Origin of the sequence: Caulobacter sp. S45 (assembly GCF_009765965.1) — a bacterium.
Taxonomy (GTDB): domain Bacteria; phylum Pseudomonadota; class Alphaproteobacteria; order Caulobacterales; family Caulobacteraceae; genus CAHJWH01.
Genome location: NZ_LMUL01000014.1, coordinates 219727 through 239863, shown reverse-complemented (window position 1 = coordinate 239863; position 20137 = coordinate 219727). Strand labels below are relative to the sequence as shown.

Annotated in this window: 22 protein-coding genes, 2 tRNA genes and 1 pseudogene; all 25 read left to right on the top strand. The window is 67.8% G+C overall.

Annotation, left to right across the window (positions count from 1 at the left end; genetic code table 11):
• The coding region (locus tag GSQ87_RS08355) for an SPOR domain-containing protein (RefSeq protein WP_158915038.1) at positions 1 to 705 on the top strand (705 nt) is incomplete at its 5' end.
• Between the two features lie 4 nt (positions 706 to 709).
• On the top strand, positions 710 to 1768 hold the full coding sequence (nagZ, locus tag GSQ87_RS08350) for a beta-N-acetylhexosaminidase (RefSeq protein WP_158915037.1): 1059 nt from the start codon (positions 710 to 712) through the stop codon (positions 1766 to 1768).
• Positions 1765 to 2595: a ScpA family protein gene (locus GSQ87_RS08345; protein ID WP_158915036.1), complete on the top strand. Its 831-nt coding sequence runs from the start codon at positions 1765 to 1767 to the stop codon at positions 2593 to 2595. The genes nagZ and GSQ87_RS08345 overlap by 4 nt, the downstream gene beginning before the upstream one ends.
• A complete protein-coding gene (gene scpB, locus GSQ87_RS08340; RefSeq protein ID WP_158915035.1) occupies positions 2592 to 3242 on the top strand; it encodes an SMC-Scp complex subunit ScpB in 651 nt (216 codons plus the stop codon). Before GSQ87_RS08345 ends, scpB begins: the two co-directional genes overlap by 4 nt.
• A gap of 70 nt (positions 3243 to 3312) precedes the next feature.
• Entirely contained in the window at positions 3313 to 4599 is a 1287-nt protein-coding gene (murA, locus tag GSQ87_RS08335) for a UDP-N-acetylglucosamine 1-carboxyvinyltransferase (protein WP_158915034.1), read from the top strand.
• A 2-nt stretch (positions 4600 to 4601) separates the two neighbouring features.
• Positions 4602 to 5078: a DUF2948 family protein gene (locus GSQ87_RS08330; RefSeq protein WP_158915033.1), complete on the top strand. Its 477-nt coding sequence runs from the start codon at positions 4602 to 4604 to the stop codon at positions 5076 to 5078.
• A 3-nt stretch (positions 5079 to 5081) separates the two neighbouring features.
• Positions 5082 to 6371 carry a histidinol dehydrogenase gene (hisD, locus tag GSQ87_RS08325; RefSeq protein ID WP_158915032.1) on the top strand — a complete coding sequence of 430 codons (1290 nt, stop codon included), beginning with the start codon at positions 5082 to 5084 and terminating at the stop codon, positions 6369 to 6371.
• Positions 6368 to 6844, top strand: coding sequence for a UPF0262 family protein (locus tag GSQ87_RS08320; RefSeq protein ID WP_158915031.1), 477 nt, complete (start codon positions 6368 to 6370; stop codon positions 6842 to 6844). Before hisD ends, GSQ87_RS08320 begins: the two co-directional genes overlap by 4 nt.
• A 3-nt stretch (positions 6845 to 6847) precedes the next feature.
• Complete coding sequence (locus tag GSQ87_RS08315) at positions 6848 to 7297, top strand: low molecular weight phosphatase family protein (protein ID WP_158915030.1); 450 nt, start codon at positions 6848 to 6850, stop codon at positions 7295 to 7297.
• A 4-nt stretch (positions 7298 to 7301) separates the two neighbouring features.
• Positions 7302 to 7886, top strand: a complete 585-nt coding sequence (locus GSQ87_RS08310; RefSeq protein ID WP_158917458.1) for a nucleoside triphosphate pyrophosphatase — start codon at positions 7302 to 7304, stop codon at positions 7884 to 7886.
• A 46-nt stretch (positions 7887 to 7932) separates the two neighbouring features.
• Positions 7933 to 8901: a ribonuclease E/G gene (locus GSQ87_RS08305; protein ID WP_158915029.1), complete on the top strand. Its 969-nt coding sequence runs from the start codon at positions 7933 to 7935 to the stop codon at positions 8899 to 8901.
• Complete coding sequence (locus tag GSQ87_RS08300; protein ID WP_158915028.1) at positions 8898 to 9068, top strand: DNA gyrase inhibitor YacG; 171 nt, start codon at positions 8898 to 8900, stop codon at positions 9066 to 9068. The genes GSQ87_RS08305 and GSQ87_RS08300 overlap by 4 nt, the downstream gene beginning before the upstream one ends.
• Before the next feature lie 109 nt (positions 9069 to 9177).
• Positions 9178 to 9253: transfer RNA gene (locus GSQ87_RS08295), tRNA-Phe, on the top strand.
• A 379-nt stretch (positions 9254 to 9632) separates the two neighbouring features.
• A complete protein-coding gene (locus GSQ87_RS08290; RefSeq protein WP_158915027.1) occupies positions 9633 to 10541 on the top strand; it encodes a MotA/TolQ/ExbB proton channel family protein in 909 nt (302 codons plus the stop codon).
• A 5-nt stretch (positions 10542 to 10546) separates the two neighbouring features.
• On the top strand, positions 10547 to 10981 hold the full coding sequence (locus GSQ87_RS08285) for a biopolymer transporter ExbD (protein ID WP_158915026.1): 435 nt from the start codon (positions 10547 to 10549) through the stop codon (positions 10979 to 10981).
• A complete protein-coding gene (locus GSQ87_RS08280; protein WP_254063121.1) occupies positions 10962 to 11729 on the top strand; it encodes an energy transducer TonB in 768 nt (255 codons plus the stop codon). The genes GSQ87_RS08285 and GSQ87_RS08280 overlap by 20 nt, the downstream gene beginning before the upstream one ends.
• 123 nt (positions 11730 to 11852) lie before the next feature.
• A tRNA-His gene (locus tag GSQ87_RS08275) sits at positions 11853 to 11929 on the top strand.
• Between the two features lie 175 nt (positions 11930 to 12104).
• A complete protein-coding gene (locus GSQ87_RS08270; RefSeq protein WP_158915025.1) occupies positions 12105 to 12386 on the top strand; it encodes a hypothetical protein in 282 nt (93 codons plus the stop codon).
• A 136-nt stretch (positions 12387 to 12522) separates the two neighbouring features.
• A complete protein-coding gene (gene eno, locus GSQ87_RS08265) occupies positions 12523 to 13803 on the top strand; it encodes a phosphopyruvate hydratase (protein WP_158915024.1) in 1281 nt (426 codons plus the stop codon).
• A 122-nt stretch (positions 13804 to 13925) separates the two neighbouring features.
• A complete protein-coding gene (locus tag GSQ87_RS08260; protein WP_158915023.1) occupies positions 13926 to 14231 on the top strand; it encodes a septum formation initiator family protein in 306 nt (101 codons plus the stop codon).
• A gap of 142 nt (positions 14232 to 14373) precedes the next feature.
• A pseudogene (pdhA, locus tag GSQ87_RS08255) lies at positions 14374 to 15400 on the top strand (pyruvate dehydrogenase (acetyl-transferring) E1 component subunit alpha); the annotation flags it as partial.
• A 4-nt stretch (positions 15401 to 15404) separates the two neighbouring features.
• Entirely contained in the window at positions 15405 to 16787 is a 1383-nt protein-coding gene (locus GSQ87_RS08250) for a pyruvate dehydrogenase complex E1 component subunit beta (RefSeq protein ID WP_158915021.1), read from the top strand.
• Complete coding sequence (locus GSQ87_RS08245) at positions 16784 to 17137, top strand: tRNA-binding protein (protein WP_158915020.1); 354 nt, start codon at positions 16784 to 16786, stop codon at positions 17135 to 17137. The genes GSQ87_RS08250 and GSQ87_RS08245 overlap by 4 nt, the downstream gene beginning before the upstream one ends.
• Before the next feature lie 50 nt (positions 17138 to 17187).
• Entirely contained in the window at positions 17188 to 18474 is a 1287-nt protein-coding gene (locus GSQ87_RS08240) for a pyruvate dehydrogenase complex dihydrolipoamide acetyltransferase (protein ID WP_254062825.1), read from the top strand.
• 148 nt (positions 18475 to 18622) lie between these two features.
• Complete coding sequence (gene lpdA / locus GSQ87_RS08235) at positions 18623 to 20029, top strand: dihydrolipoyl dehydrogenase (RefSeq protein ID WP_158915019.1); 1407 nt, start codon at positions 18623 to 18625, stop codon at positions 20027 to 20029.
• Positions 20030 to 20137: the final 108 nt, after the last annotated feature.

The following is a 20137-nucleotide window of genomic DNA, read 5'->3' as shown; positions in this document are numbered from 1 at the left end:
AACCCGCCGCCCGCCAATATGGATGTCTATAACGAGGCAGGGGCGGGCGCTCCGGCGAAGAACGCCGTCGCCGCCCCGAGCTTCACCCCAGCGGCGGAACAGCCCGCGCCACGTCCGGCGCCCAAGCCCTCCACCCTGGCGCTCTTGGCGAAGCCGATCCCGAACCCCGCGCTGCGTTCGACGCCCACTGAAGCCGAAGCGGTGAAAACCGCCGGCCTCCCGCCGGCCAAGGCCGCCGCCACGGCGGCTCAGGTTCATGCGCCGATCAAGGCCCATGCCGCGCCCGTGCTGGACGAGTCCGAGGTCGCCGCCGCCGGAATGACCCGTGCTTCCGCCGCCGACACGGCTTCCAGCGACGAGATCGCCACGGCGACACCTGCGCGCATGCCGGCGCTGGCGCACAAGCCCGAGGCCAAGCCCGCCTTGAGGGCTGGGGCCTCCACCGCCGCCTCGGTCACGGCCGGCGTTTCCGTGGTCCAGATCGGCGCCTTTTCTTCCGGTGCCCTGGCGCAAAAGGGTTACACCGACGTGGCTTCGGCCATGGCGGGCCACATGACGGGCAAGGCGCGCCATGTCGAACCGCTGCAGCACGACGGCAAGACCCTGTTCCGCACCTGGGTGTCCGGCTTCGCCTCCCACGCCGACGCCCGCACCTTCTGCGACGCGCTGAAGGCCAAGGGCAAGACCTGCATCGTCAAGGGCTGACGCCTTGAGCGCCGCCTGCATCCTGGGCTGCGCGGGCCCCCAACTCCTGCGTGAGGAAGCGGCCTTCTTCCGGGCCGTGAAGCCTTGGGGCTTCATCCTGTTCGCCCGCAACATCGTCGGCGCCGATCAGACCCGCCGGTTGGTCGCCGACCTGCGCGCGGCGGCCGACGATGAGGACATCCAGGTCTTCGTCGATCAGGAAGGCGGGTTGGTTCAGCGCCTGAGGCCGCCGCTGGCCCGTCTGCGCCGCCCGGCCGCCCTGTTCGGCCAGCTCTACGCCCATGCGCCCGATACGGCGCGCGAGGCGGTCTGGCTGAACCATCGACTGCTCGCCCACGAACTGAGCGCGCTCGGCTTGGACGCGGACTGCGCGCCGTGCGTGGACCTGCTGCATCCCGGCGCGCATGGGGTCATCGGCGAACGGGCGTTCGGCGATCATCCCGAGGTGGTTTCGGTCTTGGGGCGGGCGGCGATGGACGGCTTGATGGCTGGCGGCGTCGCACCCGTGGTCAAGCATATCCCAGGTCACGGTCGCGCGCGGGTCGACAGCCACGTGGCGCTCCCCCGGGTGGGGACTTCGCTAGCAGAGCTGGAGGGAACCGATTTCCAACCCTTCCGGGCGCTCGCCGACGCGCCGATGGCGATGACGGCGCACGTGGTCTACGCCGACGTCGATCCGGAGCATTGCGCGACCATCTCCCACCGGGTCATCGAAACGGTGATCCGGGGGCATATCGGCTTCGACGGCCTGCTGATGTCGGACGACCTGTCGATGAAGGCGCTGGGCGGCGACCTCGTCGAGCGCACTCGCCGGTCGCTACAGGCTGGCTGCGACGTGGTGCTGCATGGCAACGGCGCGCTGGTGGGCGAGCCGGTGCGCGACCTGATGGCCGAGCTGAAGGTGATCGCCGAACATTGCGGCGAGCTGACTGGGCGCGCCGCCGAGCGCGCCGAGGCCGCCCGCGCGCCGTCCCGTCGCAGCCAGCCGTTCGACCCCGAAGCCGCCGAGGCGCGGCTGGCCGATCTGGGCCTGGACGGGCGGCTCGAGGCGCGCACCGCGTGAACGCCTTCCAGACCGCGCTGGACTTCGAGGTGGCCGAGGCGGCCTCGGACCAGGGCGACGCCCTGGTCCTGGCGCTGGACGGGTTCGAGGGACCGCTGCACCTGCTGCTGGCGCTGGCCCGCGGGCAGAAGGTGGACCTGCTCAAGATCTCCGTCGCCCGTTTGGCGGAACAGTATCTGGCCTTCGTGGAGAGCCAGCGCCATCGGCGGTTCGCGCTGGCGGCTGAATACCTGGTGATGGCGGCCTGGCTGACCTACCTAAAATCCCGGCTGCTGCTGCCCAAGCCCCGCAAGTCGGACGATGACGAACTGCCGGCGGAGGAGCTGGCCGAGGCCCTGGCCTTTCGGCTCGCCAAGCTCGACGCCATGCGCGGGGCGGCCGACACCTTGAAGCGTCTGCCACGGTTCGGGCTGGACGTGTTCGGCCGTGGCGACCCGGAGGCGCGGGTGGTGCAGGCGCTGGGGCCGCCGGAAGGCGATCTCTACGCGTTGATCTCAGCCTATGCGGATCAACGCGTGCGCCAGACCGCGCGGCGCTACACCGCCCAGGCCCGCGTCGAGGCCTATCCGCTGGAGGCCGCGCGCGACCGGCTGCGCGAGTTGCTCCCGTCGCTGGACCAGTGGACCGACCTGCATGCGGTGGCGCCCGACGTCGCCAATGCGGACCAGCCCGGCCCGAGCCGCGCCTCCTTCGTCGCCTCCACCCTGTCGGCGGGGCTGGAAATGGTGAAGGACGGGGCGTTGGAGGTCCGCCAGCTCGACGCCTTCGCCGCCCTGTACCTGCGTGCGCGGCGTAAGGCGGCCGGGCAGGTCGACCAGGCCGCGTGAGCGATCCGCGCGAAATCGAACGCCGGGTCGAGGCGCTGCTGTTCGCCGCGGCCTCGCCCTTGTCGCACGACGACCTCGCCGTTCGCCTGCCCGGAGACGCCGACGTTCCCGCAGCGCTCGCGGCCTTGGCCCAGCGCTATGCGGGGCGCGGGGTGGAGCTGGGTTGCGTCGGCGGCCGCTGGCGCTTCGCCACCGCGCCGGACCTCGGCTACCTGATGTCGGAGGAACGGGTCGAGCCGCGCCGGCTGTCGCGCGCAGCCATGGAGACCCTGGCCATCGTCGCCTACCACCAGCCCGTCACCCGCGCCGAGATCGAGGCCGTCCGAGGCGTAGGCCTCAGCCGGGGCACGCTGGACCTGCTGCTGGAGGTGGGCTGGGTGCGGATGCGCGGACGTCGGCGCACGCCGGGCCGTCCCGTCACCTTTGGCACCACCGACGCCTTCCTGGAGCACTTCGGCCTGGGAGCCCTGTCCGACCTGCCGGGCGCGGCCGAGATGAAGGCGGCCGGACTGCTGAGCCTCGACCTGCCCCCGGGCTTTACCGTACCGACCCCCGGCGGCGACGGGGAGGCGGAGGACCCGCTGGAGGACGGCGACGCGCCGGAATTCGTGCAGGAGTTCGTGGGTTCCGAGCCCGAGGCCGAATAGGGCGAGAGCGCCCCGCCTTGCACCCGGCCGTGGCTGCTGTAGAACCGACTCCCTTCTGTAGCGGGGCCCCATGGACCGTATCGCCATCGTCGGCGGCGCTCGGCTGGAGGGGGAAATCCCCATCAGCGGCGCCAAGAATTCCGCCATTAAGTTGATGGCCGCCAGCTTGCTGAGCGATCAGCCCTTGCGCCTGACCAACATGCCGCGCCTGGCCGACACCCGCTTCCTCGGCCGGTTGCTGTCGCGGCTGGGAACACAGGTGACCGAGACGACCGGCGCCGACGGCCCCGAAACCGTGCTGCATGCGCCCGAGATCATCAGCGCGCTGGCGCCCTACGACCTGGTCCGGCAGATGCGCGCCTCGTTCAACGTACTGGGGCCGCTGTTGGCGCGCACCGGCCACGCCAAGGTCAGCCTGCCCGGCGGATGCAGCATCGGCGCGCGGCCGGTCGACCTGCACCTGAAGGCGCTGGAGGCGCTGGGCGCCCGCATCGACCTGCACGAGGGCTATGTCTACGCCCAGGCGCCGCGCGGGCTGCAAGGCGCTGAGATCGAATTCCCCTTCGTTTCCGTGGGCGCGACCGAACACACCCTGCTGGCTTCGGTCCTGGCCTCGGGCGTGACCGTGATCCGCAACGCCGCGCGCGAGCCGGAGATCGTCGACCTGGCCGATTGCCTCAACGCCATGGGCGCCAAGGTCGAGGGGGCTGGGACCGACGTCATCCACGTCACTGGGGTCGCGTCTCTCCACGGGGCCACCCACGCCGTGGTGCCCGACCGGATCGAGACGGGCACCTACGCCATGGCCGCCGCCATGGCCGGCGGCGAGGTGAAGCTCACCGGGGCGCGGGCCGTGCACGTCTCGGCCTTGCTCGACATGCTGGTGAAGACCGGCGTGGACGTGGCGCACGACGCCGACAGCATCACCCTGAAGCGCAATGGCGCGAGGCTGAAGTCGGTCGACCTGACCACCGACCCCTATCCCGGGTTCGCCACCGATCTGCAGGCCCAGTTCATGGCGTTGATGAGCCTGGCGGATGGCGAGAGCGTGATCCGCGAGACCATCTTCGAGAACCGCTTCATGCATGTGCCCGAGCTGTCGCGACTGGGCGCCGACATCAGCGTGCACGGCGCCGAGGCGCGTGTGCGCGGGGTGGAGGCCTTGACCGGCGCCCAGGTCATGGCCACCGACCTGCGCGCCTCGGTCAGCCTGGTGATCGCCGGACTGGCGGCGAAGGGTGAAACCGTGGTCAACCGGGTCTACCATCTGGACCGCGGCTTCGAGCGGCTGGAAGAAAAACTCGGCGCGTGCGGGGCCAACATCCGCCGTATCCGCGAGGACGGCGAGGAAAGCTGACCATGGGCCAGGAAGATCGATCCGGCTGTCAACCGCTGAGGCTGCTGGCGCTCGACGCCGACGACCTAAAGGTGATCTCCGCAGCCTTGCAGGACGCCATCGCCCATGTCGGCGATATCCGCTTCGAGGCGCAGGCCCGGCGGGTGACGATCCTGTTCAATCGTTACCGCTGGGAAGGCGGGGAGTGCGAAGGCGGGAGCGGCGAACGGGTTTGCGCCGCCCTACAGTTCGGCGACGTCAGCCGCGTGCGCCAACGGGGGATGACCAGCGAAGATCCCGGCGCCCTGGTTTCCTGCATGGCGGTGGATTTCGAGCCCTGTGAAGCGCCGGGCGGTTCGGTGCTGTTCCGTTTCTGCCATGGCGGCGATCTGCGCGTGGAGGTCGACTGCATCGACGCGGTGCTGGCCGATGTGTCCGAGCCCTGGCCCGCCACCCGCGCACCGGATCATCCTGCAGAGATCGTGCCGGAAGAGGTGTGAGGCGTGCGTCGTTTCGACTATTCCAACCCCGCCTTCAACGTCGCCTTCGACGCCTTCCTCGATGAGCGTCGCGGCTCGCCGGCCGATGTGGACGCGGCGGCGGCCGAGATCATCGAAGGCGTGCGCCGGGGCGGTCTTCCCGCCGCGCTCGACTACGCCCGCCGATTCGACCGCGCGGAGCTGACCGAAGAGACCGTGCGGGTCACGCCGGAGGAGATCGAGATCGGCGTCCGCGACTGCGCCCCCGAGGTGCGTGAGGCCATCGCCTTCGCCGCCCGCCGTATCCGCGCCTACCACGAACGCCAGCGGCCCGCCGACGCCCGCTTCGTCGACGATGCCGGGGTCGAGCTCGGCTGGCGCTGGACGCCGCTGGAGGCGGTGGGGATCTACGTGCCGGGCGGCCGCGCGGCCTACCCCTCGACCGTCTTGATGAACGCGGTGCCGGCGCAGGTCGCGGGTGTGGATCGAATCGCCATGACCACGCCGCCGGGCCGGATCGAACCGGCGGTGCTCGCCGCCGCCTACGAGGCGGGAGTGAGCGAGATCTGGCGGCTGGGCGGGGCGCATGGCGTGGCGGCGCTGGCCTATGGCGCCGGCCCGATCCGGCCGGTGGACAAGATCGTCGGCCCCGGCAACGCCTATGTCACGGCGGCCAAGCGGCGGCTGTACGGGGTGGTGGGGATCGACGCCCTGGCCGGTCCGTCGGAGATCGTGGTGGTAGCCGATGCGGACAACGACCCGGACTGGATCGCCGCCGACCTGCTGTCCCAGGCCGAGCACGACCCTGCCGCCCAGTCGATCCTGATCACCGATTCGCCCGGCTTCGCGGCGGCGGTCGAAGCGGCGATGGCGCGCCAGCTCGCCACCCTGGCCACCGGCGCTACCGCGCAGGAATCCTGGGATATCCACGGCGCGGTGATCATCGCCCCGCTCGACGCCTCGCCAGGACTCGTCAACCGGATCGCGCCCGAGCACGTGGAGTTCGCCGTCCCCGATCCCGATCGCCTGGCCGACCAGGTCCGGCACGCCGGCGCCATCTTCCTCGGCCGCTACACGCCGGAGGCGGTCGGCGACTATGTGGCCGGTTCCAACCACGTGCTGCCGACCAGTCGGGCGGCGCGGTTCTCGTCGGGCCTGTCGCTCTACGATTTCCTGAAGCGCACCTCGATCGTCCGCTGCGACGCACAAGCCTTCGCCGAACTTGGGCCGCATACCGTCGCCCTGGCGCGCGCCGAGGGCCTGCCCGCCCACGCCCATGCCGCCGCGGTGCGGTTGAACATCCCCCGGCGATGAGCGACGACCGGTCCCGGCGCCGGCTGCAGGCGGTCGAGATCGACGAGGAGTCCCTCGCGCCCGCCTCGCGCGACGTGGAGCACGAACGCCAGGTCGCCATCTTCGACCTGCTGGAGGAGAACCATTTCGATCCCGCCGGAATGGGCGAGGGGCCCTACACCCTGCGGATGGCCCTGGTGGACGGGCGGCTGGCCCTGGACATCTCCAACACCGAGGGCGAGCGCCGCCACCTGCTGTCGCTGACCCCGTTCAAGGCGGTGATCCGCGACTATTTCATGATCTGCGAGAGTTATTACGAGGCGATCCGCAACGCCACGCCCTCTCAGATCGAGGCGATCGACATGGGCCGCAGGGGCATCCACAACGAGGGGTCCGAGCGCCTGCGCGAACGCCTGGCCGGAAAGGTGGAGTTCGACCACGACACCGCGCGTCGGCTGTTCACCCTGATCTGCGCCCTGTATCGGCACAGCTGAGGCATGGCCGCGATTCCCGATGCGATCCTGTTCGCCTGCAATCTCAACCGGGTGCGTTCTCCCGTGGCCGCCGCCCTGCTGCGCCGGCGCTTTGGCGACCGCATCTTCATCGACAGTTGCGGCCTGCGCCCCGACGAGCTGGAGGTCGATCCCTTCGCGGCGGCGGTGATGGCGGAGTGGGGCGACGACATCTCCAGCCACCGCGCCAAGGGATTCCAGGAGCTGGAGGACGGGTCCTTCGACCTGGTGATCTCGCTCACGCCGGAGGCGCATCATCGGGCGGCGGAGATGGCGCGGGCGCGATCGGTGGACTTCGAGTACTGGGCGACGCCGGACCCGACATTGGAGACCGGCTCGCGCGACCAGCGGCTGGAGGCGTATCGTCGGATGCGCGACGAACTGGACCGCAAGCTTCGTGCGCGGTTCCCCAGTCCTACGACCTTTGGAGGCTGACGCCCTGACTTCACCCCGCCATCCCCTGATCCTGGCCAGCGCCAGCCCGCGCCGACTCGAACTGTTGGCCCAGGTCGGGATCGAGCCGCAGGCGTGCGATCCCGCCGAGCTCGACGAAAGTCCCCTGCGCGACGAGACCCCACGCCGTCTGGCCGAACGGCTGGCGATCGAGAAGGCGCAAGTGGTGGCTGCTCGCCGGCCGGACGCCTTCGTGCTGGCGGCCGATACGGTAGTGGCGGTCGGACGACGCGTCCTGCCCAAGGCGGAGACGGAGACCGAGGTGCGCGCTTGTCTCGACCTGCTCTCCGGTCGTGGGCACCGAGTCTATACGGGGGTGGCGGTGGTGGCGCCTTCGGGCGCGTCCGCCTCGCGCTTGGTGGAGACGCGGCTGCAGATCAAGCGGCTGTCCCACCAGGAGATCGACGCCTATCTGGCCAGCGAGGAATGGCGAGGCAAGGCGGGCGGCTACGGCGTGCAGGGTCGGGCCGGCGCTTTTGTCGTCGATCTGCACGGCTCCTATTCCTCGGTGGTCGGGCTCCCCCTGTACGAGACCCGCAGCCTGCTGGAAGGCCTTGGCTGGCGTGGGTGAGCGGCGGTTCTATCTGGACCGGTGTCCTGGCGAAGTCAGAGGCGTCGTGACCCTCGACGGCGCGCCGGAACGGTTGCTGCTGGAGCGGGAAGGGGACCTGACGCCGCGCCTGGGCGCCGTCTTCGGAGGGCGCACGACCGAGGTCTCCGCCCGCATGGGCCTAGCCCGCATCGATCTGGGCGACGGCCGAATCGGAAGCCTTCGCATACGCGGATCGGCCAAGCCGCTTCACGAGGGCCAGCGGCTGCGGGTGGCCGTGGTCGCCGAGCCCGTCGGGGGTAAGCCGGCCGCCCTGCGCCTGGCGGGAGAAGGCGAGCCGGAGCAGTTCGGCCTGATCGTCGCGGCGGCGAGCGTGGAGGCGCGTCTACGGCAGCTGGCGGGCGATGCGCCGATGATCGAGGGCGAACTCGCCCGGGAGCAGGCCGACGAGGCCGAATCGGCGGTGCTGCAGCGGCGTCATTCGCTCGAAGGCGGTCTGGCCCTGACCATTGAACCCACCCGAGCCCTGGTGGCCGTCGACGTGGACCTGGAGGAGATGGGCTCCTCCCTTTCGGTGTCGCAGGCGAACCTGAAGGCGCTGGAGCACGCTGCGCGCCTGCTTCGCCTCAAGGCCTTGGCCGGTCTGGTGGTGATCGATCTCATCGGCTTTCCGAAGGATCGCCGACGGCTGTCGACGGCGGCGGCGGAGGCCTTCGCGCCGGATGGGCCGGAGACGGTGATCGGCGTACTGGGCCAGTTCGGGGCCCTCGAACTGGCCAAACCGCACCTGGAGCAGCCTTTGTTCGAGCGACTTCTAGACGCCGACGGGGTGCTGTCCGCTCGGACCGTGGCTCAAGACCTCGTCCGTCGCCTGGAGCGTCAGGGCCGTTTCGATCCAGGCCGTCGGTTGGAGGCGGTTTGCGATTCTCAAACCGCTGCGATCCTGAAGCCCCTGGTCGCGCGACTGGGCCCGCGTTTTGGCGTGCGTGAAGCGGTTGGAACGAGGCGCCACGAGACCGATATTCTGGTCCTATGAAAAAAGACCGCCCTTGCCCCGTATGCCAGGCCGCGCCCGCCGCCCCCATCTACGCGCCGTTCTGTTCCAAGCGATGCGCGGACGTTGATCTGCAGCGCTGGTTCGCCGGCCGTTACGCCGTCCCCGGTCGCAGCGCTGTGGGGGACGGCTCCGAGGACGAGGATTAATCGGGAATTTCGACGCTCTGTGGCCAGGTCGCGAAGAGCGAACGGCGTTTTCCGCCAGCTCGCTCTAGACGGCCCGAAGCTCCTCCCCTATAGACGGCGCCTCCCGGATGCCTGGGTAGCTCAGTTGGTAGAGCAGCGGATTGAAAATCCGCGTGTCGGTGGTTCGAATCCGCCCCCAGGCACCATTTCCGGCCTTTTTTCTCCCGATCAGCCCAGCCCGAACGTATTTATGGGCAAGATCGGGCCTTTCGCCCTCCTAACCGGCTTTGTTCTCGTCAGCCCCTGAGTTCGATGTGAAACCGCTTGACGGCGGGTTAGGGCGTTGCGAAAGGACCACTGATCGCAATTCTAAAATTGCGGTAAGACTTTCGCCGCAATCGCGGCGAGGTCGCCGTTCCGTCGTTGAAACTGCGCTACTTTTGGCGCGGATGAAGCGGCGGTAAGGAACGCTGAAACGGAAAAGGCAAGAGCAAGTCGTTTCGGCAGGATTGACGTTAGGGTGGAAGACGCGCTTCGCGGCGACCCTCGTGACCATTTGCCCGATCAACCAGGAACTGGCTGAAGATGTTGGAACATAAACGAACGACCCCGATTTTCGCCCTGCTTGGCGCTGTGGTGTTGATGGCTGTTAGCGCCCCCGCGTTCGCGCAGAACACCACCGACGCCGCCACGCCCGCCGCCGCTACCGCGACGACGGACGCTTCCAACACCGCTGCGCCTTCCGACGCATCCGGTGGTGTGAGCAACGGCGGCGCTCAAGACGCCCCGACCTCCATCAAGGGCGCGGGCAAGATGACCCCCGTCCAGATGTTCCTCCAGGCGACGCCGGTCGTTAAGACCGTCATGGTGGGCTTGCTGCTCGCCTCGATCGTTTCCTGGACCACCCTGATCATCAAGCTGGTGAACTTCGCCGGCCTGAACCGTCAGACCAGCAAGTTCCTGGAAGCCTTCCGCGACGCCCGTTCGATCACCGATATGAACCGGGTCGCTACTTCGGAAGAGTTCGAGGGCAACCCGTTCGCCGACATGGCGGCCGCGGCTTCCAACGAAGTCGAGCTGTCCCGTCAGGCGGGTCTGTCGATCACCGGCGAACATCGCGGTTCGACCATCAGCCGCGCCTCCGCGGCCGTGGGCGGCGTTCAGGCCACCCTGGCCAAGCGTCTGTCGGGCGGCATGCAGTTCCTGGCCTCGGTCGGTTCGTCGGGTCCGTTCATCGGCCTGTTCGGCACCGTCTACGGGATCATGAACTCGTTCATCGGCATCGCGAACACCAACACCACCAACCTGGCCGTCGTGGCGCCCGGCATCGCCGAAGCGCTGCTGGCCACCGGTATCGGCCTGTTCGCCGCCATCCCGTCGGTTATCTTCTATAACTTCTTCCAGACCCAGATCGCGGCCTACGGCACGCGGACGGAAGGCTTCATCGTCGAACTGATGAACGCCATCTCCCGCCAGCTCGACCGGGGAGCGTAAGTTAGATGGGCGCCCAACTCTCAGGAGGCGGGGGCGGCAAATATTCGGTCCAACAGAACAGTGAGATCAACGTCACGCCCTTCGTGGACGTGATGTTGGTCCTCCTGATCATCTTCATGGTGGCGGCTCCGCTGGCCTCCGTGTCGATCAAGGTGGATCTGCCCACGGCGGTGGCCAAGCCATCGCCGAGCCCGCCGAAACCGGTGTACATAAGCCTCCGCAAGGATGGCAGCCTCTACATCGGCGATGGCCATACCGATTTGTCGAGCCTTCCCGACGACCTCAAGAAGGCTGTCGGAACGCGCGATCCCGCCCGCGAACGGATTTATATCCGTTCCGACAAGGACACCCTGTACGGGGACTTCTTGGACCTGATGAACAAACTTCAGGACAATGGGTTCTACAGCGTGGCTCTTGTCGGTGAAGACCACACGAAGTGAGGAGGGGAGCATGGCTGTAGATCAAACGCCTGAGGTTCCTCGTCACTACGACCCTCTGATAGACGAACGCCCGCGTCGGAAGAAGAAGCTCAGCGCCGGCGCCGTGGTCGGCATCACCATCTCGGTGCTCGTCCATGCCGCGCTGTTCTTTTATCTGTGGAAGGCGAAGTTCCACCCGCACTACCTGGTGCAGGAGGATACCGCGGTTAAGGTGGATCTGACGAAGCTGGCGCCCCCGCCACCTCCGCCGCCGCCTCCGCCGCCCCCGCCGTCGACTCATACGCCGCCGCCTATTGCGCCGCATGAGACGCCGCCGCCGCCGTTGAACATCCCGACGCCGCCGCTGCCGCTGCCGCCGACTCCGCACCCCGTCGCGGAGTCTCCTGCACCGCCGCAACCGGTTCCGCCGACTCCTGCGCCGCCGGCTCCGCCGGCTCCGCCGGCCGCACCGCCGGTGCTCAGCGCCGCCGGGTTGACCTCGCTGCCCAGCAACGAGGACATGGCCCAGTACTATCCCGACCGGGCTCAGCGTCTGGAAAAGGATGGTCACGCGGTCATGACCTGCACCGTTACGGTGAAGGGTTCGATGACGGCCTGTCGTATCGATTCCGAATCGCCGCCGGGATATGATTTTGGGAGCGCGACGCTTAAGTTGGCTCGCCTGTTCAAAATCCACCCGGCGACACGGGATGGGAAGCCAGTCGAGGCGACCATCACCATCCCGTTGACCTGGAAACTCGGGAACTAATCCGAGTAAGAATTGAGTAGCTTGACGCCCCGGCTTGTCCGGGGCGTTTTGCTTTTTATATCTCTCGTCCACCGGCTTGATCCGATCACGGTAGGCGACTAAGAGACACCCTCTCGCGTGTTTGCCGCCTTAGCTCAGTTGGTTAGAGCGCCAGATTGTGGCTCTGGAGGTCCCCAGTTCGAGACTGGGAGGTGGTACCACGCGAGAATTCCATCGCCTTGATCGATGCGATAGCCGATGCCCCAGAGGCCAGGCCGACGCTCGATATCGGCATCTACATTTCAGCTCCCATTCATGGCTCTTAGCGCAACTTGAAAGTTGTTGCGGAACTCGAGCGCGTGTCGCTCGTTCCAGCTTGGCCATAAGGAGATTGAGATGCGCAAGTTTGTGACGGCTATGTGCGCCCTGGCGACGTTTGGCATGCTCGCCGCCGCCGCTGCGCCCGCCGACGCCCAATATTATCACCATTACCACCACCGCTATCACTCCTGTCGTCACGACAAACGCCGTGCGGGCAACCAGGGCACCGCGCTCGGCGCGGTCAGCGGCGGCGTGCTGGGCGGGGTGATCGGCCATGGCGTGGTCGGCGGTCTGGTCGGCGCCGGCGTCGGTGCGGTCGCGGGCCACGCGATCGCCAAGTCCACGGTGCATTGCTAGGCGGAATATGCCCCAGGGCCAGATCCATCTAGGCCCAAATACATCTCGGCATTGAGGCTGTGCGGCGCGTGGGCTAAGGCTCGCGCGCCGTTTTTGCACCTGCACACTTCGCATCTTCAGACCAGGGAGCCGCCGCATGGCCGAGATCGTCGACATCATCGGACGAGAAATCCTCGATAGCCGGGGCAATCCCACGGTGGAGGTGGACGTCACGCTGGACGACGGCTCCTTCGGTCGGGCGGCCGTGCCGTCAGGCGCTTCAACCGGCGCCCACGAAGCTGTCGAGAAGCGCGACGGCGACATGGCCCGCTATGGCGGCAAGGGCGTGCTGAAGGCCGTGGACGCGGTGAACGGCGAGATCTTCGACGCCCTGGCCGGTTTCGAAGCCGACGACCAGCGCCGGCTCGACGCGGCGATGATCGAGTTGGACGGCACGCCGAACAAGAGCCGGCTTGGCGCAAACGCCATCCTCGGCGTCAGCCTAGCCGTGGCCAAGGCGGCGGCGCAGAGCTCCACCCTGTCGCTGTATAGATATGTGGGCGGCGTTTCCGCGCGGGTGCTGCCCGTGCCGCTGATGAACATCATCAACGGCGGCATGCACGCGGACAATCCCATCGACATCCAGGAGTTCATGATCGTGCCGGCGGGCGCGGACACCTTCGCGGAGTCGCTGCGCATGGGCGCGGAAATCTTCCACGCCCTGAAGTCCGCGCTGAAATCGGCCGGCCACAACACCAATGTCGGCGACGAGGGCGGCTTCGCGCCGAATCTGGGGTCCGCCGAGGAGGCGCTGGGCTTCATCGTCAAGGCGGGCGAGGCGGCCGGTTATCGCGCCGGCGAGGACTTCTGGCTGGCCATGGACGCCGCCGCCACCGAGTTCTTCAAGGACGGCCGCTATGTTCTGACCGGCGAAGGCAAGACCTTCGATCAGGCCGGCATGGTGGATTACCTCGCGGATCTGGCGAACAAGTTCCCGATCCTGTCGATCGAGGACGGCTGCGCGGAGGACGATTTCGACGGTTGGGCGCATCTGACCCAGGTTCTCGGCGACAAGGTCCAGCTGGTCGGCGACGACCTGTTCGTCACCAATCCCGAACGCCTGCTGAGGGGCATCGAGGACGGCCTGGCCAACTCCATCCTGATCAAGGTCAACCAGATCGGCACCCTGTCCGAGACGCTGGACGCGGTCGATATGGCCCACCGCTCGGGCTACACCTCGGTGATGTCCCACCGCTCGGGCGAGACCGAGGACGCCACCATCGCCGACCTCGCGGTGGCCGCCAACTGCGGTCAGATCAAGACCGGCTCGCTGGCCCGCTCGGACCGGTTGGCCAAGTACAACCAGCTCCTGCGGATCGAGGAGGCTTTGGGCGACCAGGGCGTATTCGCGGGGCGCGGCGCCTTCCGTATTCCGTAGGCGATTTCTACAGATCAATATCGCCGGCGCGCAACCATCGGGCGCGCCGGCAACCCTTGTTTAACCGTATCGGTGCAGGTGTTGAGCATCGGTTCGTAGTTTCCGTGTCCTCGGAGCCCTAGGTGTTCGCTCACTTCCGCCCCTATCTCCCGACAGCGGTGTTCGCCCTGCTGATCTTCTACTTCGGGTGCCAGGCGCTGACCGGCGATCGTGGGCTGCTGACGCACTCGGCCCGCAACGCCGAACTGGCGAACCGCACGGGCGAATTGAAACGCCTTCAGGCCGAAGACGCCGAGTTGCAAACCCGGGTGCGCCTGCTCAGCGACGATTCCCTGTCCAAAGACCTGCTGGACGAACGCGCACGGACCATCCTCGGGTTCGCCGATCCGCACGACTACGTCATTCGCATACCCCGTCGGCAAGATTGACCCTTTTCCGAGGCGGCGCGCCGCTCTAGATAAGCCGTCCTGTCACAGGAGATATCGCGTAGATGGCGCGTGGAACCCGAGCGGCCCCCGCAAAGCGGCCGCCTGACGCCTCGAAAGTCGGCGCCCCTAAGGCCGGAGCCCCAAAACCCGACGCGGGCAAGCCGGTGTCCGGCAAGGCCGTTGCCCCGCGCAAGGCGGCCAGCGCCTCGTCCAAGGAGCAGATGCTCCACTGGTATCGCGACATGCTGCTGATCCGCCGCTTCGAAGAGCGGGCGGGCCAGCTTTACGGCATGGGGCTGATCGGCGGCTTCTGCCACCTCTACATCGGCCAGGAAGCCATCGCGGTGGGGATGCAGTCCATCGCCGAGGAGGGCGACCAGATCATCACCGGCTACCGTGACCACGGTCACATGCTGGCCGCCGGCATGGACCCCAAGGAGGTGCTGTCGGAGCTGACCGGCCGCGCGCCGGGCTCCGCCCACGGCAAGGGCGGCTCGATGCACATGTTCTCCATCGAGAAGGGCTTCTTCGGCGGCCACGGCATCGTCGGCGCCCAGGTGCCGCTCGGCGCGGGCCTAGCCTTCGCCAACCGCTACCGCGACAACGGCAAGGTCAGCTACACCTACTTCGGCGACGGCGCGGCCAACCAGGGCCAGGTCTACGAGGCCTTCAACATGGCCGAGCTGTGGAAGCTGCCGGCGGTGTTCGTGATCGAGAACAACCAGTACGCCATGGGCACCAGCGTCGAGCGCGCCTCGTCCCAGGTCCACCTCTATCGTCGCGGCGAGTCCTTCAACATCAAGGGCGAGGAAGTCGACGGCATGGACATCGAGGCTGTCCGCGTGGCCGGCGCCCGCGCCGCCGAACATGCGCGCACCGGCAAGGGCCCCTACATCCTCGAGATGAAGACCTACCGCTATCGCGGCCACTCCATGTCCGATCCGGCCAAGTACCGCACCCGCGAGGAGGTCGACCAGGTCCGCAAGACCCGCGATCCCATCGACCACCTGCGCGACAAGATCGAGCAGCGCGGCTTCGCCAGCGAAGACGAGCTGAAGGCCATCGACGCGGACGTGAAGAAGATCGTCGCCGAGGCGGCCGAGTTCGCGCGCACCGCGCCCGAGCCGGACCCGTCCGAACTGTACACCGACGTCTACGCGGAGGCATGAGACCTTGACCGACGTACTCATGCCGGCCCTTTCCCCGACCATGGAGGAGGGCACGCTCTCCAAGTGGAACATCAAGGAGGGCGACACCGTCACCGCCGGCGACATCATCGCCGAGATCGAGACAGACAAGGCCACCATGGAAGTGGAAGCCGTGGACGAGGGCGTGGTGGAGGCCATCCTTGTGGCTGCCGGCTCCGAGGGGGTGAAGGTCAACACCCCGATCGCGCGCCTGAAGGGCGACGGCGAGGCCGCTAGCAAGAGCGAGCCGGCGCCGACCCCGGTCGCGGTCTCCAAGCCGGCCGCTGACGAGGCCAAAGCCGCGCAGTCCAAGCCGGAAGGCGAGGGAACGGCCGTGGTCGCGCCCAAGCCGCCGATGGCCGACCCGGAAATCCCGGCCGGGACCAAGATGGTCTCGGTCACCGTGCGCGACGCCCTGCGCGACGCCATCGCCGAAGAGATGCGCCGCGACCCGGACGTGTTCCTGATGGGCGAGGAAGTCGCCCAGTACCAGGGCGCCTACAAGGTCAGCCGCGAACTGCTGCAGGAGTTCGGCGACCGGCGGGTGGTCGACACCCCGATCACCGAATACGGCTTCGCCGGCCTGGGCGTCGGCGCGGCCTTTGCCGGCCTGAAGCCGATCGTCGAATTCATGACCTTCAATTTCGCCATGCAGGCGATCGACGCTATCGTGAACTCCGCCGCCAAGACCCGCTACATGTCGGGCGGCCAGATCACGTGCTCCATCGTCTTCCGCGGTCCCAACGGGGCGGCGGCGCGGGTGGGCGCCCAGCACAGCCAGGACTATTCGGCCTGGTATGGCTCGGTGCCCGGCCTGAAGGTGATCGCGCCCTACGACGCGGCCGACGCCAAGGGGCTGCTAAAGGCCGCCATCCGCGACCCGAACCCCGTGGTCTTCCTCGAAAACGAGATGATGTACGGCCACGAGTTCGACGTGCCGGAAGGCGCCGACTTCGTGCTGCCGATCGGCAAGGCCAAGGTCCGCCGCCAGGGCCACTCGGTGACCATCACCGCCATCTCGCGCATGGTCGGCTTCGCGTTGGAAGCCGCCGAGCAATTGGCGAAGGAGGGCATCGAGGCCGAGGTTGTCGACCTGCGCTGCCTGCGTCCGCTCGACCACGAGACCGTGGTGGAGAGCGTCAAGAAGACCAACCGCCTGGTCAGCTTGGAGGAGGGCTGGGGTCCTTACGGGATCGGCGCGGAGATTTGCCAGCGGGTGGTCGAGCACGCGTTCGACTATCTCGACGCGCCGCCGACCCGCGTGCACGGCGAGGACGTTCCCATGCCCTACGCCGCCAACCTGGAGGCCCTGGTGCTTCCGTCGGTCGAGAAGATCGTCAAGGCGGTGAAGGCGGTCTGCTATAAATGAGCGAGGCCATCGCCCCTCCGATCGACATCGACGCCTTCATGCAGGTGGACGTGCGGGTCGGACGCGTGGTGAAGGCCGAGCCTTTTCCCGAAGCGCGCAAGCCGGCGATCAAGCTGGTGATCGACTTCGGGCACCCGATCGGCCAGCGCCGGTCCTCCGCCCAGATCACCGCCAACTATGCGGTGGAAGAGCTGGTGGGGCGACAGGTGCTGGCGGTCGTCAATTTCCCGCCCCGGCAGATCGGGCCGTTCATGTCCGAGGTGCTGACGCTCGGCGTCCCGGATGCGAGTGGTCAGGTGATGCTGATCGGTCCCGACGCTCCCGTTCCCGAGGGCGGCCGGCTGTACTGATATCCCATGCGCCGACGCCTTCGTGCGCCGGTCTTTAGTTCGAGGTCGTCGTGACTGACATCCTGATGCCCGCCCTGTCGCCCACCATGGAAGAGGGCACGCTGTCCAAGTGGCACGTGAAGGAGGGCGACACCGTCTCCGCTGGCGACGTGATCGCCGAGATCGAGACCGACAAGGCCACCATGGAGGTGGAAGCCGTCGATGAAGGCGTGATCGAGGCCATCCTGGTCAAGGACGGGACCGAGGGCGTCAAGGTCAACACCCCCATCGCCCGGCTGAAGGACGAAGGCGGGGCCAGCGCCCCGGCTAAGCCGCCTGCGGAAGCGCCCAAGGCCTCGGAAAGCAAGTCGGCCGCAGCCGAACCCGCCGCCAAAGCTCCGCCTACCGAGGCGCCCAAGCCCGCACCGCAAGCCGCCGCCAAGGCGGACGGTGCGCGCGTGTTCGCGTCCCCGCTGGCCCGCCGCTTGGCGGAGCAGAAGGGGATCGACCTCTCGGCGGTCAGGGGTTCCGGCCCGCACGGCCGTATCGTCCAGGCCGACGTGGACGCCGCCAAGCCCGGCCAGGCGTCCGCCAAGTCCGGCGCGACCGACTTCGCCAAGGCCCCGCCGGCCCAGGTCAAGTCGCTGGAGAGCCTCGGCATCGCGCCCGGCAGCTACGACCTGATCCCGCTGGACGGTATGCGCCGCACCATCGCCAAGCGCCTGACCGAGAGCTTCCGCGACATCCCGCACTTCCCGCTGAGCATAGATCTGGAGATCGACCGCCTGCTCGACGCCCGCGCCCGGATCAATGCGGCGCTGGAAAAGCAGGGGGTGAAGGTCAGCGTCAACGACCTGCTGATCAAGGCCAGCGCCGCCGCCCTGAAGGCCGTGCCGGAGGCCAACGCCTCGTTTTCTCCCGAAGGCATCGCCATGCATCACCATGCCGACATCGCCGTGGCCGTGGCCATCGAGGGCGGCCTGATCACCCCGATCATCCGCGAAGCGGAGAACCGCACTCTCGCCGACATCTCCAAGGCGATGAAGGACCTGGCCGAGCGCGCGCGTAGCCGCAAGCTGAAGCCGGAGGAGTTCCAGGGCGGCACCTTCTCGCTGTCCAACCTCGGCATGTTCGGGATCAAGAACTTCTCCTCGATCATCAACGAGCCCCAAGGCTGCATCCTGTCGGTCGGCGCTGGCGAGAAGCGGCCGGTCGTGCATGGCGACCAGCTGGCGATCGCCACGGTGATGAGCGTGACCCTGACCTGCGACCACCGGGTGGTGGACGGCGCCACGGGCGCCCGCTGGGTGCAGGCGTTCAAAGGCTTCGTGGAAGATCCGATCACGCTGCTGGCCTAGTCGATTACAGCCTCGCGCCTGGACGGGCTCGGCGCGGGGCGAACGAGACGGTGAGAACCGCACCCTCGAGTCCGCAACGCACCTCGTCCCGGATCGGGCGACGAGGCGCATCGACCGCGACGCCGCAACGGCGTGGAACAGGTAGCGCATGGCTCTCGATTTCGACCTCATCGTCATCGGCTCAGGTCCGGGCGGCTACACCGCCGCGATCCGCGCCGCCCAGCTCGGTATGAAGACCGCCATCGTCGAGCGGGAGCTACTCGGCGGCATCTGCCTGAACTGGGGCTGCATCCCGACCAAGGCGTTGTTGAAGTCCGGCGAAATTTTCGAGACCATGAACCACGCGGCCGACTACGGCCTGATCGCCGAGAAGCCGACCTACGACTTCGCCAAGGTGATCGACCGCTCGCGCAAGGTGGCCAAGCAGCTCAATGGCGGCGTCGGCTTCCTGATGAAGAAGAACAAGATCGAGGTGATCGAGGGCGTCGCCCGTATGGAGAAGGGCGATCCCGCCCCCAAGGTCGTCGTCGACCTGAGGGCCGGCGGGTCGCGCACCCTGCAGTGCAAATACGTGATCCTGGCCACCGGCGCGCGCGCCAAGGAGATCCCGGCCATCGGCCTGGTCGGCGATGGCGACCGCATCTGGACCTATCGCGACGCCATGACCCCCAAGGCCCACCCCGCCAGCCTGCTGGTGATCGGCTCGGGCGCCATCGGCCTGGAATTCGCCAGCTTCTATCGCGCGCTCGGCTCCAATGTGACCGTGATCGAGGCGCTGGACCGCATCCTGCCGGTGGAGGACGAGGAAATCTCCGCCGCCGCCCAGAAGGCGCTGGAAAAGCGCGGCATCAAGTTCCGCATCTCGGCCAAGGTGACCAAGCTGGCCAAGTCCAAGGACGGCGTCACCGTCACCCTGGACGCCAGCGGCAAGAGCGAGACCCTGGAGGCCGAGCGCGCCATCGTGGCGGTAGGCATCGACGCCAATATCGAGAAGCTGGGGCTCGACACCCTGGGCGTGAAGATCGACCGTGGCCACGTGGTCACCGACCCGCACTGCGCCACCAATGTGAAGGGCCTCTACGCCATCGGCGATGTGGCCGGGCCGCCCTGGCTGGCGCACAAGGCCAGCCACGAGGGCGTGCACTGCGTCGAGCACATCGCCGGCAAGGCCGGACCGCCGATCAAGGCCCCGATCCCGGGCTGCACCTACACCACCCCCCAGGTCGCCTCCATCGGCCTGACCGAGACCCAGGCCAAGAAGGACGGCCGCAAGGTCAAGGTCGGCCGCTTCCCGTTCCGCGCCAACGGCAAGGCCATCGCCTCCAACGAGACCGAAGGCTTCGTCAAGACCATCTTCGACGAGCAGACCGGCGCGCTGCTGGGCGCCCACATGATCGGCGGCGAAGTCACGGAGATGATCCAGGGCTTTGCGCTCGCCATGACCCTGGAAGCCACCGAGGCCGAGATCATGGCCACGGTGTTCCCGCACCCCACCATGTCCGAAGCCATGCACGAGGCGTCGCTGGACGCCTATGGGATCGTGCTGAACACCTAGGGCGGTCAGGTTGTGCGTCCTTCGAGACGCCCGCTTCGCGGGCTCCTCAGGATGACGGAGAGGGTGGGTTTCTCCAAACCTCGCATGCTAAGGAGCGCGTAAGCCGCG

Coding starts and splice junctions, on each gene's coding strand:
- murA (WP_158915034.1), top strand. CDS start 3,313: ATGGACCGTATCGCCATCGTCGGCGGCGCTCGGCTGGAGGGGGAAATC.
- GSQ87_RS08330 (WP_158915033.1), top strand. CDS start 4,602: ATGGGCCAGGAAGATCGATCCGGCTGTCAACCGCTGAGGCTGCTGGCG.
- GSQ87_RS08320 (WP_158915031.1), top strand. CDS start 6,368: ATGAGCGACGACCGGTCCCGGCGCCGGCTGCAGGCGGTCGAGATCGAC.
- GSQ87_RS08315 (WP_158915030.1), top strand. CDS start 6,848: ATGGCCGCGATTCCCGATGCGATCCTGTTCGCCTGCAATCTCAACCGG.
- GSQ87_RS08300 (WP_158915028.1), top strand. CDS start 8,898: ATGAAAAAAGACCGCCCTTGCCCCGTATGCCAGGCCGCGCCCGCCGCC.
- GSQ87_RS08290 (WP_158915027.1), top strand. CDS start 9,633: ATGTTGGAACATAAACGAACGACCCCGATTTTCGCCCTGCTTGGCGCT.
- GSQ87_RS08285 (WP_158915026.1), top strand. CDS start 10,547: ATGGGCGCCCAACTCTCAGGAGGCGGGGGCGGCAAATATTCGGTCCAA.
- GSQ87_RS08270 (WP_158915025.1), top strand. CDS start 12,105: ATGCGCAAGTTTGTGACGGCTATGTGCGCCCTGGCGACGTTTGGCATG.
- eno (WP_158915024.1), top strand. CDS start 12,523: ATGGCCGAGATCGTCGACATCATCGGACGAGAAATCCTCGATAGCCGG.
- GSQ87_RS08245 (WP_158915020.1), top strand. CDS start 16,784: ATGAGCGAGGCCATCGCCCCTCCGATCGACATCGACGCCTTCATGCAG.
- lpdA (WP_158915019.1), top strand. CDS start 18,623: ATGGCTCTCGATTTCGACCTCATCGTCATCGGCTCAGGTCCGGGCGGC.